The organism is Klebsiella sp. BIGb0407, from assembly GCF_024807845.1.
Classification (GTDB): Bacteria; Pseudomonadota; Gammaproteobacteria; order Enterobacterales; family Enterobacteriaceae; genus JGM124.
Genome location: NZ_JANUEQ010000003.1, coordinates 96,365 through 111,669, shown reverse-complemented (window position 1 = coordinate 111,669; position 15,305 = coordinate 96,365). Strand labels below are relative to the sequence as shown.

At 49.0% G+C, this 15,305-nt stretch carries 14 protein-coding genes; 7 read left to right on the top strand and 7 right to left on the bottom strand.

What is annotated here, in order from left to right:
* Positions 1 to 152: 152 nt before the first annotated feature.
* From mepS to yeiP, 3 genes are all read right to left on the bottom strand, one after another.
* Positions 153 to 722, bottom strand: coding sequence for a bifunctional murein DD-endopeptidase/murein LD-carboxypeptidase (gene mepS, locus M2387_RS10600; protein WP_259049139.1), 570 nt, complete (start codon positions 720 to 722; stop codon positions 153 to 155).
* Between the two features lie 417 nt (positions 723 to 1,139).
* Positions 1,140 to 2,117 (bottom strand): CobW family GTP-binding protein, encoded by a 978-nt coding sequence (locus M2387_RS10595; protein WP_259049138.1) that lies wholly within the window; start codon positions 2,115 to 2,117, stop codon positions 1,140 to 1,142.
* Positions 2,118 to 2,284: 167 nt separating this feature from the next.
* Positions 2,285 to 2,857, bottom strand: a complete 573-nt coding sequence (gene yeiP, locus M2387_RS10590) for an elongation factor P-like protein YeiP (protein ID WP_259049137.1) — start codon at positions 2,855 to 2,857, stop codon at positions 2,285 to 2,287.
* A gap of 181 nt (positions 2,858 to 3,038) precedes the next feature.
* Between yeiP and M2387_RS10585 the strand changes: the two genes are divergently transcribed.
* Positions 3,039 to 3,293, top strand: coding sequence for a YkgJ family cysteine cluster protein (locus tag M2387_RS10585; RefSeq protein ID WP_259049136.1), 255 nt, complete (start codon positions 3,039 to 3,041; stop codon positions 3,291 to 3,293).
* Here the strand turns inward: M2387_RS10585 and M2387_RS10580 are convergent.
* The gene (locus tag M2387_RS10580) at positions 3,290 to 4,474 is read right to left on the bottom strand and encodes a sugar efflux transporter (RefSeq protein ID WP_259049135.1); all 1,185 of its coding nucleotides are present in this window, start codon (positions 4,472 to 4,474) and stop codon (positions 3,290 to 3,292) included. The two genes, M2387_RS10585 and M2387_RS10580, sit on opposite strands and share 4 nt — an antisense overlap.
* Before the next feature lie 386 nt (positions 4,475 to 4,860).
* Between M2387_RS10580 and M2387_RS10575 the strand changes: the two genes are divergently transcribed.
* From M2387_RS10575 to fruA, 5 genes are all read left to right on the top strand, one after another.
* A complete protein-coding gene (locus M2387_RS10575; RefSeq protein WP_259049134.1) occupies positions 4,861 to 7,068 on the top strand; it encodes a DUF4401 domain-containing protein in 2,208 nt (735 codons plus the stop codon).
* A complete protein-coding gene (locus M2387_RS10570) occupies positions 7,058 to 7,570 on the top strand; it encodes a GDYXXLXY domain-containing protein (protein WP_259049133.1) in 513 nt (170 codons plus the stop codon). Before M2387_RS10575 ends, M2387_RS10570 begins: the two co-directional genes overlap by 11 nt.
* Before the next feature lie 284 nt (positions 7,571 to 7,854).
* Entirely contained in the window at positions 7,855 to 8,988 is a 1,134-nt protein-coding gene (gene fruB, locus M2387_RS10565; RefSeq protein WP_259049132.1) for a fused PTS fructose transporter subunit IIA/HPr protein, read from the top strand.
* Complete coding sequence (fruK, locus tag M2387_RS10560) at positions 8,985 to 9,923, top strand: 1-phosphofructokinase (protein ID WP_259049131.1); 939 nt, start codon at positions 8,985 to 8,987, stop codon at positions 9,921 to 9,923. The genes fruB and fruK overlap by 4 nt, the downstream gene beginning before the upstream one ends.
* A gap of 18 nt (positions 9,924 to 9,941) precedes the next feature.
* A complete protein-coding gene (gene fruA / locus M2387_RS10555) occupies positions 9,942 to 11,636 on the top strand; it encodes a PTS fructose transporter subunit IIBC (RefSeq protein ID WP_259049130.1) in 1,695 nt (564 codons plus the stop codon).
* Positions 11,637 to 11,695: 59 nt separating this feature from the next.
* On the opposite strand, the gene M2387_RS10550 is transcribed toward fruA, so the two are convergent.
* The 3 genes from M2387_RS10550 to M2387_RS10540 all read right to left on the bottom strand — a co-directional run bounded on the left by M2387_RS10550 (position 11,696) and on the right by M2387_RS10540 (position 14,261).
* Positions 11,696 to 12,526: a polyphosphate kinase 2 family protein gene (locus M2387_RS10550; protein ID WP_259049129.1), complete on the bottom strand. Its 831-nt coding sequence runs from the start codon at positions 12,524 to 12,526 to the stop codon at positions 11,696 to 11,698.
* A 66-nt stretch (positions 12,527 to 12,592) separates the two neighbouring features.
* On the bottom strand, positions 12,593 to 13,450 hold the full coding sequence (gene nfo, locus M2387_RS10545; RefSeq protein ID WP_259049128.1) for a deoxyribonuclease IV: 858 nt from the start codon (positions 13,448 to 13,450) through the stop codon (positions 12,593 to 12,595).
* Positions 13,451 to 13,556: 106 nt separating this feature from the next.
* Positions 13,557 to 14,261, bottom strand: a complete 705-nt coding sequence (locus M2387_RS10540) for a class I SAM-dependent methyltransferase (protein ID WP_259049127.1) — start codon at positions 14,259 to 14,261, stop codon at positions 13,557 to 13,559.
* A gap of 65 nt (positions 14,262 to 14,326) precedes the next feature.
* On the opposite strand from M2387_RS10540, the gene M2387_RS10535 reads away from it, so the two are divergent.
* Positions 14,327 to 15,118 carry a helix-turn-helix transcriptional regulator gene (locus M2387_RS10535; RefSeq protein WP_259049126.1) on the top strand — a complete coding sequence of 264 codons (792 nt, stop codon included), beginning with the start codon at positions 14,327 to 14,329 and terminating at the stop codon, positions 15,116 to 15,118.
* The last annotated feature ends 187 nt before the right edge of the window (positions 15,119 to 15,305 follow it).

Below are 15,305 nucleotides of genomic sequence, written 5' to 3'. Positions count from 1 at the left end.
GGGGAAAAACCCACAACTGATAATAATATAGCGAATTCCCGGATTACAGACATAAAAAAACGCTGCAATGCAGCGTTATTTTTTATGCTAAACGGCAACCTTGCTGACGACCAAGGGAGTAATCGTCAGGTCAGGTATCAGCCGATGTTTTATCAACTGTGGCTCAGTACGCGGCGAGCTTCGTTGTAGCGCTTATTCCAGTAAGGTTCATCCATACTCGAAATCATAACGCCGTTACTGGTAGAGGCATGAACAAACTGGTTATTGCCGATATAAATACCAACATGACGCCCGGTCGAACCCGCACGGAATAAAACCAAGTCACCCATCGCTAATTTATTGCGGGAAATCGACTTTCCTGAACCTTGCTGCTCTGAGGTTGAGCGTGGCAGAGTTAAACCAAATTGTTCTTGAAAAGTACGCTGCACAAAGGCGGAGCAGTCAATGCCATTACGGCTACTGCCACCAAGACGGTAACGCACGCCTTTCCAGCTAGCATATTGATCCATAAGACGTGATTTTACGTCAACATTACGGACCATCTCTTCAAATTCATCCTGAGAAGCTTGCAGTAAAAAACTGTTTTTACTGTCAACTGCATGCGTCTCAGAATGCATATTATTCGCTGTGTTTGTTGCACTACATGCGGAAAGTAAAGCTGCTACCGCGACTGCAGGAATAGCCCGCAGGATATATCTCAAAAAAGGCTGAGACTTGACCATGTTATGTGTTTTCCCTTGCTGTCCTTAACGACAAATCGTTAGTAGAATGATGACCGTATGAGACTAATTACCTGCTAACGATGAGACAATTTTTTCTTTGGGAAAATGAGATCTCAAGCATATTTTTTTTAATGGCAGATATAAAAGCGCATAATTCGAAACTTTTCTGAGGTTACCTTATCAACTAAGGCGATGCGAGGTTTTTATTCCTAAATACGTAAGAAAGTTTGACGATAGTCAAAAAAGGCATAAACCGTGTAATTTCCCTACTAATGATGTTCTTTTTATAATCACTCTGTGTTAGGAATTGTAAATAAATACAATGACTAACGTCGATGGCTATTTCCTGGGATTGTTCCGAAAAAAACGGTTCCCCCCCAGTCAGTCTTCTCAATACTCAGCGGGAGGGATAAGTCGTTAAGGTAAACGCAGTTTGAGTAGTGCTGATTGCAAGCTATTCCAGTCACTCAGTTCATCATTAATCAGCTCAATTCGGCTATCAGGGGGCGGTGCGGATTGTGTTTCAATATGAAAGTCACTTCCCTGACGATTGATACGGACTAATCCTTCAGGAATACGTAAAACGCCTTTAACACGCCCTACGGGGGCAAGTCTTGCCCATTCCAGTAAACCGATAGTATCAAACCGGGTATCTGCATCAAAAATCCAGCCACAGGCAAAATATCCCTGACCACTGTTAATATTCCGTCGCCAGCGCTGGTGTTCAGGCAAACGGAGTGCGGCGAGCCCTTGCTGAGATTTCCCTGAATGTGAGTGTTCATGGCTGGCCGGCAATGCGCGCTGATTCAAGCGCGGTTCATCCAGTAAAGCGAGAGGGATCGCTCCCCGCTCAGTTAACACCACCTGACGACCGTCATTTTCTTGCTGCTGCCAGGCGCTCAAGGCTTCAAGACTCGCCGCATCGGCATTATCTTGCTTGTTAGCAATAATAATATCTGCGGCCGCTAACTGATCGCGGAAGTTCTGATTGGTGAGAACTTTGGGAATTAAGAGCTGACGCGGATCGAGAACACAAAGCGTTGCCTTTAAATCAATCCACGGCTGATAAACATCGGAGGTTAACAGATCCAGGATCTGTTTCGGATGACCGAGTCCGGTCGGTTCAATCAGTAAACGGTCAGGTTTGCCCTGACGCAACAAGGTATTCAGTCCGACTTGCATTGGCAGGCCATTAACACAGCACATGCAGCCGCCGGGGATCTCTTTTAGTAATGCGCCACTGTCCGCCAGCAACGCACCGTCAATACCCACTTCACCAAATTCATTAACCAGCACCGCCCAGACTTCATCTTTCGGCTTATTCGCCAGCAAATGAAGAATTGTGGTTGTTTTGCCACTTCCGAGAAAGCCGGTAATCAGGTTTGTTTTTGTCACGAGGGCTCCGAAGTAATCTGATGACGGGAAAGTACTGTCTGATGACGTCTATCCTGAACAACAGAGAGTAAAAAGAGAAGGGGTAAAACAGGGGGAATAGTTAGGGCAGAACAACATCATTGTCACCCGTCAGCAGAAGCACTGGCGGGTGACAACCGGATACGCCGTTAGTCAGCGCGTCCCATAGAACGTTTTTCAGCGATATGGATACGAATACGCTCTCCGGTAACCATATATTCCGGAACCTGAATGACCAGACCGGTCGACAGGGTGGCGGGTTTGGTACGGGAGCTTGCAGAAGCACCTTTAATGCCCGGTGCGGTTTCAATTATCTCTAAATCGACGGTTTGTGGCAGTTCCAGAGCTAATAGCTGACCATCCCAGGTCAGCACCTGCATATCAGGCATACCGCCTTCAGGGATAAACTGCAATTCGTCTTCTATCTGGTCTTTGGTGAAGATATAGGGGGTGTAATCTTCTTTGTCCATAAACACATATTCGTTGCCATCAATATAAGAGAAATCAACGAAGCGACGGGTCAGGGTGATGGTGTCAACAATATCATCGCCTTTAAAACGCTCTTCAACCTTCTGTCCGTTACGGACATCAGAGAAACGCATTTTATAGAGCGTTGCTGCACCACGGGCACTGGGTGACTGAACATCAATATCTTTAACTATTAGCAGCTTACCATCGTAATTCAGTACCATGCCGCGTTTGATTTCGTTCGCTCTGGCCATCGATATATCCTGTCAAAAAAGGGAGGGGCTAAAAATATTGCGTAAAATTACTCGCGTGGCGCGTTTCAGGCAAGCGGATTTCATCGCCAGGAGCTGGAATAAAGCAGAAAAGGGCATATCTTTATTGCCAGCAGGTTGCTAGAGTCCGGCCATTATCTTTGGCGAGTGTGGAGATGTGCCGATGGACTGTCGTCCGGACTGTGGTGCTTGCTGTGTGGCACCCTCAATTTCGACCCCGATCCCAGGCATGCCTGACGGTAAACCGGCTAACACCCGCTGTATTCAGCTTTCTGAACAAAATCTCTGCCTGATTTTTGGTTCGCCTTTACGGCCGGCTGTCTGTGGTGGGTTGCAGGCAGCTTACGATATGTGTGGTGATAATCGCCATCATGCGATGACTTACCTTATTCATCTTGAAGCCGCAACGGCACCCTAAACGTCTTTGATTCGTAGCATGCAATAAACAGCAATCACGACCATACCTAATGCCAGATAGAAAACGCTGTGGTAGCTCCAGATCTCCGCGACGGTTCCTGCCAGTGAACCAGCCATGATCCAGCCCACACGAACGGTATTGGTATACAGCGTGGTTGCAGAACCCGCCTGTCCTGGCATCAAATCCTGAAAATAAATCATGCCAATACCGGCCAGAATACCAATAAATATCGCATTGAATAATTGCAGAATAAGTAACAGCACCTCACTTTTTACGAAGAGCATGCCGATGAAAAAGAGTGCGCCTGCCAGAACCGCCAGCTGCATCAGTCGCTTTTTACCAAACCGTTTCGCGTAGTAACCTGCTATCAGCATCACGGGAATTTCCAGCCCGGCTGCGGTACCCATCATTATTCCGGCCAGTCTGTCCGGCAGATTGAGTTCATTAATAATGTACAGCGGCATATTAATCAGATAAAGACTGTGGCATCCCCACATCATTGAGCATGCAACAAACAGTAACAGTGAGTCCCGACGATGACGGCGTGGGGCTTCCAGAGGGGCATCAGTACTGATACTGACCGCTGATTTTGGCATCGACGGCAGCTTCCAGCGAACAATAATACCGCAGATGATAAAGGTGACGGCAGCACCCAAGTACATGACATCAAAACCAAAATTAAGCGCCAGAGCAAAGGCCAGTGGCGGGCCAATCACCCAGGCCAGGGAGATTTGAGCACGTAACACAGAGCTAAACATGACCGCTTCTCGCCCGGTTTTATCGGCATGTTCACGCGCCAGGGCAAAGACTTGCGGTGTTGCAGTGGAGCCAAAACTGCTCAGAAAGACCCCAACAAACAACAGAATAAAATAGTTACGGTTCCAGGCGAACAGCAAACAGGCCAGAGCCCCCAGAATACAACAGAAAAGAATCAGCGATTTGCGGTCACCCCGGCTATCAGAGTGCCGGGCCAGATATTGGCTGACCAGGATGCCTATTATTGCACTACCGGTAAAGAAGAACCCCACCATAACCGGGCGAACCTGTACTTCATCGGTTAAAAACAGACTGAGTGTCGGCGTCTGTAAGGCGCTGGCGATACCCGCCAGAAATGCAATCGCCAGAAAGGCCAGAGAAGTTGAGTCTGTTTTTTTACGCAGGGAGGTCAGGGGCGTTTGCATACAATCCGGTTATCGATAAAAAGGGCCTGCGAAGTGTACTGATCTGGGTCCAAAATAGACAGTATTCACCGACAAAAACTAATGAAATAGCAAAAATAGTTAACTGTATGAAAATACTCAAACTAAATAACTATACCCGTCATACTTCAAGTTACAGGTGTGTTGGCTGCGTTCACTCACCCGAATCACTTACTCTCGTGCGCTCATCGGGATTCGTTTGCTTGCCGCCTTCCTGTACCTGGAATTATTTAGGGTATATTTTGTGACTGAAAACGTCCCATAAATATTGATCTGCCAACCACTTAAATATGAAAAGGTTAGGGTATAATCCCGGCATCTGATATACCCGAAAGATAAATGAGATATTACATCGGTAAGGAGTCAGTATGGACTTGTCGCCGCATCAGCAGGATGCCATGCCTTCCGGGGCCGCAGAACGTCTGTGTCATTCCCTTTCCTCACTAATAGGTTCATCAACAGAACAGAACCACAGGTTATCACCCACCGCTTATCAACAAATTCTCTATTATTGTGGTGTGAGACCCAGCTTAACCGGATGGCGTAGTTTTCTTACCCTGGTTCTCACCTTGCTGGGTCTGCTGGCCTTAGTCACCGGAACGGTGTTTTTCATCGCCTGGAACTGGGCTGAGATGCCGAAGATGACCAAGTTTTTATTGGCTCAGCTGTTCATTATTGCTCTCGCGGTTATTGTCTGGTGGCGCTGGTATGATGCGGTGGCGCGAATGGCATTGTTAGCCGTCGGGCTCAGTTTTGGCGGGCTATTTGCGTTATATGGTCAGGTCTACCAGACCGGGGCCGATAGCTGGGAACTGTTCTTTACCTGGGCTTGTGTACTGTTTCCTTTAGCTTTGCTGGGACGCCAGAATGCGCTGTGGTTCTGTACCTGGGTTATCGCGAACCTGGCCTTTCAGCTTTATTATATCAGCCAGAGCGAACGCTTTTTTGCTGACATAGCGCCATCGTTTTTATCCTGGCTGCCTGCTTCTATCCTCTATGGCTACCTTATTGTCCAGACCTCTCTCCTGCTCATGCGTGAGGCATTCGCTGAATACGCAACCAGGAATTCACCTTCCAGCTGGCTGGCCAGTCGTTGGTGTTCACGCTTCATGGCTGCTTACCTGCTACTGACATTCACTTCGCTGATTACCGAATCTGTCTGGGATGAAAGCGTTTCCAGCCTGGTGCCATTCATGTTCATGGCTGTCGTTCTGGCCGTCGGCTATTACTACTATCGTTATCACCGCCCGGACTTGTGTATGTTAACGTTCGGCGTTATCAGCTTGGTTACTGTTGGCTGTGTATTGATAATACGCTTCGTCTCGTTCTGGGATATTGGCACGCTGTTTATGAGCGGCCTGTTAATGGTGTTTTTACTGATTGCCGGTGGCGCGTTGCTGCTGCACTGGCGGCGGAAAATGCCAGTCCTGGGGACGACTAAGCGGTCTTTAAGCGACGAAGAAACCCTGTTGCAAGAGCTTTATCAGCGCCGGTTATTAACTGATGTGCAGGTGGCCGAAATCACAAAGTTTGACCACTCAGCTCATTTACCTTGGTATCTACGCGGCGCATTGGCGCTTGGGTGCTGGGTTGCCGGGCTGATTTCTCTGTGTCTGCTGGGGCTGTTGCTATACGTTACCGACTTGCTTGATGAGACCGCGGAAATTAGCCTGATAGTGGCATCGTTAATGGTAGCCGTGCCAGCCGGGATGATGTTGCGGACAGGACACACAGGTAAACGCCATATTGGACTGGCATGGGCGATTGCTGCCACCATCGGCTTATGCATTGGTGTCTATTTACTGGCTGAACCCTTCTGGAGCCATGAGGATTTTATTGGCACCCTGTGGTGTCTGCCGGTTATTGCGCTCATGGCAGTGGCTATGCCTGACCGTCTTTATCGTATTCTGGCCGTTGCCGCCCTGGTATTTCTTTTTATCCCGACGTCGACTGCGCTTATCATCACCTTGTTACCCGTCAAGCTGACATGGGTGATCATGGCCTTGCTGGTCGCCGGGATAGTCGTTTTATGGCTATGGGCTTTGACCCGTCCGGAAAAAACTAGCACTGGGACTCATCAGCAACTGATAAGCGCACTTCTCTATGGCATACCTGTCGGACTGGGAATACAGTCTTTTGCCAGTATGCCGTCTGATATCCTCGGTGAAATATTCTGGGGATATTCTTTCAATAACGGTTTCCCCCTGATACTTGGCTCCGGGGTGGCGGTGGGTCTTATCGCGAGTGCTCTGGTTTATGCTCTCGCTTTCAAGGCATCCGCTCGTATCATTTATCTCCCGGCCGCTATTGTCTGCGGCACTATCGCCATTTTCGCCCCGGGTATTGGTCTCGGGTTGATATTTTTATTAGCCGCGCGCTATCTGGGGAGCAAAGGGTTACTGGCCTGCACAGGCTGTTTCCTGATGTGGTATCTCATGAATTGGTATTACTTTCTTGATGTCACCTTGTTGTATAAGTCACTGTTACTTTTCGCAAGTGGAGTACTTCTCTTGTGCCTGGCTTGGGTGGCTAAGCAATTACTCCCCGCTGTAACCGGAGACGTTCATGAAAACTAACCTTGTGCTGAAATGGCTGACGGCAGGCGTTATTCTGATAGCACTCATTATCGTTAACCTCTCTATTTTCCAGAAAGAACAGGTACTGGAAAAAGGAACCCTGGTGATTATGGAGCTGGCTCCGGTTGACCCACGCTCGCTAATGCAGGGTGATTACATGGCGCTGGATTATGCGCTTACTCGCAGTCTCTATCAGCAGTTCGGGCGCGAAGGCCAAACCCGGCCCGAGAGTTCGGGTACCCTTGTTGTTGAACTTGATGAGCAACACCGAGCTATGCAGGCACACTTTGCTCAGGAACCCACGCTGAAACCACAGGAGGTGCTGATGAAATACCGCCTTACTAACAACACATTGCAAATCGGTACGCCAAGTTATTTCTTCCAGGAAGGGCATGCAGAGCGTTTTGAGAATGCGCGTTACGGAGAGTTTCGCGTAAGCCATGATGGCACCGCGCTCTTAACCTATTTACTCGATGCCGAAGGAAAACGTATTCAACCCTGAATACCTGTCGAAACCTTCTTAGTACTCATCTTCTCATTGTATTTAGCGTTCAGCTAATGAATACGACTTGCCTTAAAAGCTTCAGCCAGACGGTCATTATCAGCTGAAAATGTGCTGAAGCTCAAAATTCTGAGCACAGAAAAGCGAGATCTATTGCGGTGGCAGTCAATCAGATCCAAAATGATTGAAACGTTTCAGCGATCTTAAAATCATCTCCAGCAAGTCCGATGAGGATTTTTTTTAAAGCCTGACTGAATCGATTCAACACATAGGAGAGGAGCAACATGTTCCAGCTATCTGCCCAGAATATACATCCCGGTTGTGCCGCCGGTAATAAAGAAGAGGCTATCCGTCTGATTGCCGCTGCACTTGAGCAGGCGGGATATACAGGTGAAGGTTATGTCAACGGCATGTTAGCCCGTGAGCAGCAAACCTCTACCTATCTGGGTAACGGGATTGCTATTCCTCATGGCACTACCGATACCCGTGACCTGGTACTCAAAACCGGTGTGCAGGTCTTTCAGTTTCCTCAAGGCGTGACCTGGGGTGATGGTCAGCAGGCGTATGTCGCTATTGGTATCGCTGCTAGCTCAGATGAACACCTCGGCCTGCTGCGTCAACTGACGCATGTTCTGAGTGATGACAGTATTGCTGAACAGCTGAAATCAGCGACTCAGGCTGAAGAACTACGCGCCTTGCTGATGGGAGAAACGCAGACCGCAGAACTGTTGCTGGATAACAGTATGCTGACGCTGAATGTGGATACCCAGGATTTAGTGACCCTGCAGGCATTGAATGCCGGTCGTCTTAAGCAGGCTAAGGCCGTTGACGCGCACTTTGTCAGCCATGCCGTTTCGACTATGCCGGTTTATCTTGGCGCAGGCGTCTGGCTGAACGACAGTGCTGAAGGCAATCTGGCCAGTGCTATCGCTGTCAGCCGTCCGGCTGCGAGTTTCAGCGTTGAGGATAAGCCAGTTTCACTGCTGGTCACCGTAGCTCAGGTCGATGAAAAGCCGCTTCCGGTACTTAAGCGTCTGGATGCGTTGCTGGCAACGAAGGTCGCAGAGAAACTGTTAACGGCAGATGCCTCCTTATTGCTGATGTTGCTGACCTCTGATGATGTTGAGACAGATTCAGCCTTAAGCGCTGAGTTTGTGATTAAAAATGAACATGGCCTGCATGCCCGTCCGGGGACTGTTTTAGTCAACACTATCAAGCAGTTCAACTGTGATGTGACGGTAATAAACCTTGATGGAACGGGAAAACCCGCGAATGGTCGTAGCCTGATGAAAGTGGTTGCGCTGGGTGTTAAAAAAGGTCACCGCCTGCGCTTTAATGCCCAGGGGGAAGAAGCTGAACAGGCGCTGAACGCTATTGGTGAAGCAATTGCTGCCGGTCTTGGAGAAGGTGCACAATGAGCAGACGTGTTGCAACAATAACGCTAAATCCAGCTTACGATTTAGTCGGTTACTGCGCAGAAATTGAGCGTGGCGAAGTGAATCTGGTGCGCACTACCGGCCTCCATGCGGCGGGTAAAGGTATCAACGTCGCCAAAGTACTTAAAGATTTAGGTATTGATGTCACTGTGGGTGGCTTCCTGGGTAAAGAGAATCAGGAAGGCTTTCAGCACCTGTTCAGCGATCTGGGTATTGCTAACCGTTTCCAGGTTGTTCAGGGCCGTACCCGCATTAACGTCAAACTGACGGAAAAAGACGGTGAAGTGACGGATCTTAACTTCTCTGGTTTTGAAGTGACGGGTGCAGACTGGGATCGCTTTGTCGCTGACTCTCTGACCTGGCTGGGTCAGTTCGATATGGTTTGCGTGAGTGGTAGCCTGCCAGCAGGTGTGTCACCGGACGCTTTCACTGAGTGGATGTTACGTCTGCGTAGCCAGTGTCCGTGCATTATTTTTGATAGTAGCCGCGAAGCGCTGGTAGCCGGTCTGAAAGCTGCGCCTTGGCTGGTGAAGCCGAATCGCCGCGAACTTGAAGTCTGGGCGGGACGTAAATTACCTGAACTTAAAGATGTGATTGAAGCCGCCCACGCTCTGCGCGAGCAAGGTATCGCCCATGTGGTGATTTCACTCGGAGCGGAAGGGGCCCTGTGGGTCAACGCATCGGGTGAGTGGATTGCTAAACCCCCATCTTGTGAAGTCGTTAGCACCGTCGGTGCCGGTGACTCCATGGTTGGCGGACTGATTTATGGTCTTTTGATGCGTGAATCGAGTGAACATACGCTGCGTCTTGCTACCGCTGTAGCAGCCCTGGCTGTGAGTCAAAGTAACGTAGGTATAACTGACAGAACGCAACTGGCCGCGATGATGGCCCGTGTTGAGTTAAAACCCTTTCACTGACAGCAGGAGAAACAGACCATGAAAACGCTGTTAATTATGGCCCATGATATGGGGCAGGCAAGTGCCTATATTGCAAAATTACGTCTGAGCGCTGCGGCTTCTAAAGCAGAGTTTACATTGACCGATTTGCCCTCAGAGGCTGAGTGGGTATTAGTGCTGGGAAGTGCTTTCCCGGCAGATGATGCTTTAAACAATAAAAAAGTCTTACTCGCGGATATTCAGCAGGCTATTGCTGACCCGGACGCTTTACTGAATCAACTGACTACCGAAGCTAAGCCTTTCGTTGCTCCAGTAGTTGCTGTGAAACAAAGCAGTGGTCCAAAACGTATTGTGGCCGTAACCGCTTGCCCGACCGGCGTTGCTCATACCTTTATGGCAGCTGAAGCTATTACTACCGAAGCGAAAAAACGTGGCTGGTGGGTCAAGGTTGAAACCCGTGGTTCAGTCGGTGCCGGAAATGCTATCACTGCAGAAGAAGTTGCTGCTGCTGATTTGGTTATCGTTGCTGCAGATATCGAGGTTGATCTCGAAAAATTTGCCGGCAAACCGATGTACCGTACTTCCACAGGTCTTGCGCTGAAAAAGACCGCTCAGGAACTGGATAAAGCAGTCGTTGAAGCAGAGCCTTACACCGTTAAGGGCAGCTCAAGTACAGCGTCAACCTCAGCTACCGGTAAAAAATCACAGGCTGGCGCTTATCGTCACCTGCTGACCGGTGTTTCATATATGCTGCCGATGGTTGTTGCAGGCGGCTTGTGTATTGCACTCTCATTTGCTTTTGGTATCGAAGCGTTTAAAGAGCAAGGCACGCTGGCCGCTGCACTGATGCAAATTGGTGGCGGATCTGCGTTTGCGCTGATGGTTCCGGTTCTGGCTGGTTTTATTGCCTTCTCGATCGCTGACCGACCTGGCCTGACCCCTGGTTTAGTGGGCGGTATGCTGGCAGTAAGTACTGGCTCTGGCTTTATCGGCGGTATTATTGCCGGTTTCCTTGCCGGTTATGTGGCCAAACTTATCAGCTCAAAACTGAAGTTACCTTCCAGCATGGAAGCCCTGAAACCTATCCTGATTATTCCGCTGCTCTCGTCACTGGTTGTTGGCCTGGCAATGATTTATCTGATAGGAACCCCGGTTTCTAAGATCCTTGAAGGTCTGACTCACTGGCTGCAAACCATGGGTACGGCGAATGCGGTGCTGTTGGGTGCTATCCTCGGTGGCATGATGTGTACCGATATGGGCGGCCCGGTGAACAAAGCCGCTTATGCCTTCGGTGTGGGTCTGCTGAGTACGCAAACTTATGCTCCGATGGCGGCGATTATGGCCGCGGGTATGGTTCCACCGCTGGCTCTGGGTCTGGCGACCTTTATTGCCCGTAAGAAATTTGACAAGGCAGAGCAGGAAGGGGGTAAAGCTGCGGTCGTGTTAGGTATGTGCTTTATTACCGAAGGCGCAATTCCTTTTGCAGCCCGTGACCCGATGCGTGTCTTGCCTTGCTGTATCGTCGGCGGCGCCATCACAGGTGCACTGTCGATGGCTGTCGGTGCAAAACTGATGGCACCACACGGTGGGTTATTCGTACTGTTAATTCCAGGTGCGATTACGCCAGTCGTGGGTTACTTGCTGTCAATTATCGCTGGTACAGTGGTTGCCGGTGTGGCTTATGCCTTCCTGAAGCGTCCTGATTCTGAGTTAGCCGCTAAAACTGCAGCATAATATTGTCTGGCACTATTTGGCCCTCACTGAAGAAGGTGGGGGCCAATATGACGAAAGTTCTAAAGTTTCTCTTTTTTAGCCTGATGGTATTTTTTCCTGATCTCATCCAGAGAGACCGTTGGCTCAGGTATTTCCAGCTTCATATTCTGCAGTGTTTTCTCAACAATGTTGCTGATGGCCAGATTGCGGAACCACTTATGATTGGCGGGAATCACATACCAGGGTGCGTTTTTAGTAGAACACTTCTCAAGCATCGCCTCGTACGCTTTTATATAATCATTCCATAAAGCACGTTCTGTATAATCAGACTCGCTGATCTTCCATTGCCGCAGCGGATCGTTCAAACGCTCTTCAAATCGTTTTAACTGCTCTTCTGGAGAGATGTATAAAAAGAACTTCAGAATGGTCGTATTGTTCGAAGCAATCATATTTTCAAAATCATTAATAAGACCGTAGCGTTTTTCAATGATTTTGTCGGACGCCATTTTATGTACGCGTTGAATCAGGACGTCTTCATAGTGTGAGCGGTTGAAAACGGCGATATGACCGCGAGCGGGTACATGCGGATGAACGCGCCAAAGGAAATCATGGCTGCTCTCTTCTGCCGTCGGCTGCTTGAAACCATGGACGCTGGTTCCTTGCGGGTTCATGGAACTGAGTACATGCCAGCAGGTGCCATCTTTACCCGCAGCATCAATACCCTGCAAGATAATCAGCAGGGAATGCTGCCGATCGGCATAGAGTTTTCTTTGAAGCTGAGTGATATTCGCTGACTGTTCATCAAGCTGTTTTTGTGCGTCTTTTTCTGACTTATAGTTACCGCTATAGTTTGGGTCTACGTCAGAAAGCAGAATTTTTGACCCAGGTTTAACAACCAATTTACTCATCATACCCATGTTATTGCTCCAATAATTATGCGATTGAGTTAGTAAGGTTTCTGCTTTGCTGTAGAGATTTTAAACAGTAGTTTGACTCACTTGTTGTGCTTTTAGCCAGGCAATTTCTTCAGCCCAGATATCCGGGTCAACGGTTTCCAGAATCAACGGAATACCGTCAAAACGTGCATCACGCATAATCCACTGGAAGGGCGTCAGGCCAATATTACCCGAACCCAGACTATGGTGGCGGTCAACCCGGCTGGCGAATTCACTCTTGGCGTCATTGAGATGCATTCCACGTAAATACTTAAAGCCAACGATGCGCTCAAAGTCACCAAAGGTCTGCTCGCAGTCAGCTTCGGTGCGCAAGTCATAGCCGGCGGCAAAAGCATGACAGGTATCGATACAGACCCCAACCCGGGACTTATCCTCCACGCCTTCAATGATCGCTGCCAGGTGTTCAAAACGAAAACCAAGATTGCTGCCTTGCCCGGCGGTATTCTCAATTACCGCGGTCACGCCTTCAGTCTGTTCAAGCGCAATATTGATAGACTCTGCGATACTCTGTAAGCAGTCCTCAACCGGGATTTTTTTCAGATGGCTGCCCGGGTGAAAATTCAGTAAGGTCAGCCCCAGTTGCTGGCAGCGTGACATTTCATCAATAAATGCAACACGTGACTTTTCCAGCGCTTCCTGTTCAGGGTGCCCCAGATTAATCAGATAGCTGTCATGAGGCAGAATTTGTCCGGGCAGATATTGGTAGCGTTCACAGGCTTGTTTAAATTGCGTAATGATCTCTTCGGTCAGGGGAGGGGCATTCCATTGCCGCTGATTTTTGGTAAACAGGGCAAACGCAGTGGCACCTATTTCGTGGGCACGGATGGCGGCATTAAACAGACCCCCAGAGGCACTAACATGTGCTCCAATAAACTTCATCTTCGTTCTCCTGTGTAATCTACTGCTACAAAGCAGCCATCATAACGATTAAGACAGGATTTTCAGCAATCAATTATCTTAAAGCATGCTAAAACCTGACTTAACCTTATTCACGTCGGGTTAGCCAGGCTCCCCAGAACAGGCTGGTAAAAAAGCGAATCGGCTGCTGAAAGCCTGCCTCGGTGAGCAGGGCAATGACGGCGTCTTCCGATTGAGGCGGCTCTGCGCCTTGCAGAATTTTGTTCATCTTGGCTTGGATCTCCTCAGGTCCCGACCCGTTCATCCGCCAGCGATTTGCCCACGCCGCCATCAGCAAGGGTTGTGAAGCGTAAGCGCGATAATTACCCGCAACTATCAAGGGGGAACCCGGTTTAAGACGCATGGCAATCTCTGCCAGTACATCGTGCTTTGCTTTATCGCCGGGCAGGTGATGCAACACCCCAATCATGATTGCTGCATCAAATAACGGGGTTGTATCCAGGTCAGATACCGCCCCAGTAAGGGTTTCCACCCGGTCCGCGATCCCTGCCCGGATGATATTTATGGCGGCAAGATCCAGCATCGGCTGAGATGGATCGACGGCGACGAATGACCAGGATGGCTCAAGTGCCGCCGAGGTGATGATTTCACCTGCTGTTCCTCCTGCACCCACGACCAGCACGCGCGCAGGTTTTCCTTCTCCCAGAGCCGCCGACAGCATGCAGGCGGAAAGTTCATGACAGGCATCATATCCGGCGAGAGCAATCCGGCTTTGCTGTGCATATTCCCCGGCTCGGGCAGCATCGAATTTAGCGGCAGAATTTTGAGGCATAGAATCTCCTGTCTATCGTTTTTGTTATGGGTAATAAAAGTGCTTTACGATAGGATAAGAGATTAATGGTGAGAAAGTTTGATAAAAACATGACTGAAAGTCCGAATGTTTCACTAAGACATGACCGGTTGACGGCCTTCCTGCAAGCCTTTCAACTTCGCACGATGCATTGCGATTCAGCAGACTCTGCGAACCTGCTAATCATCGACATCAATCGCTTGGGTAGCCCAACCCATTTGCTTTATCGTGCCAGGAGATCATTTCAGCTCCCGGCTGGAGCCACGTTATGCGCCGCTGCCAGAGTCGATTTTGGTGGCTGCGATAATCCATTGGTCGGGGCATTACCCGACGAACTGTGCTTTTCAATGACGGAGACGCCGCAATTACAGGGACTGGTTGAGCTGATTGTGGCTGAGAACGAAGTCGCTCGTTGTGGCGGGGATTCAGTCCTGACCCGTCTGTGCGAAGTTGTCGTTGTGTTAGCCATTCGTCGGGCAATAGCGATTGGCACTGTTGATGCCGGGCTCTTGGCAGGGCTTGCACATCCTAAACTTCATATGAGTCTCGTCGCTATGCACGATAAACCCGCGCTGAACTGGAATATTCCCGACTTATCCGCCATTGCGGGCATGTCACGTGCGCAATTTATTGAAGTATTTAAGAAAACTGTCGGACAATCGCCTGGAGCTTATTTAACCAGCTGGCGTTTAGTCTTGGGAAGAACCAAACTTCGGTCCGGGCATAGCGTAAAATCTGTCGCTGCGATGGTTGGTTTTGGAAGCGCCGCTGCATTTTCACGCGCATTTATGCGTAAATTTGGCCACTCTCCTGGCGAGAGTAAATCGCGCGGATCCTGATTTTAAAAAATTTAATAAATAAAAACTAAGGAATAGGAACGATTTTAATATAATCAAAAATATAACCTTCATTATATTCGATAAATCTGAAGTGAACGGTAAGTTTATCTGATGATATGCCTGAACTATAAGGTTATCCTTATTGTTATAATGCTAAACAGGCATCTAAAATATCAGGGTTTTTATA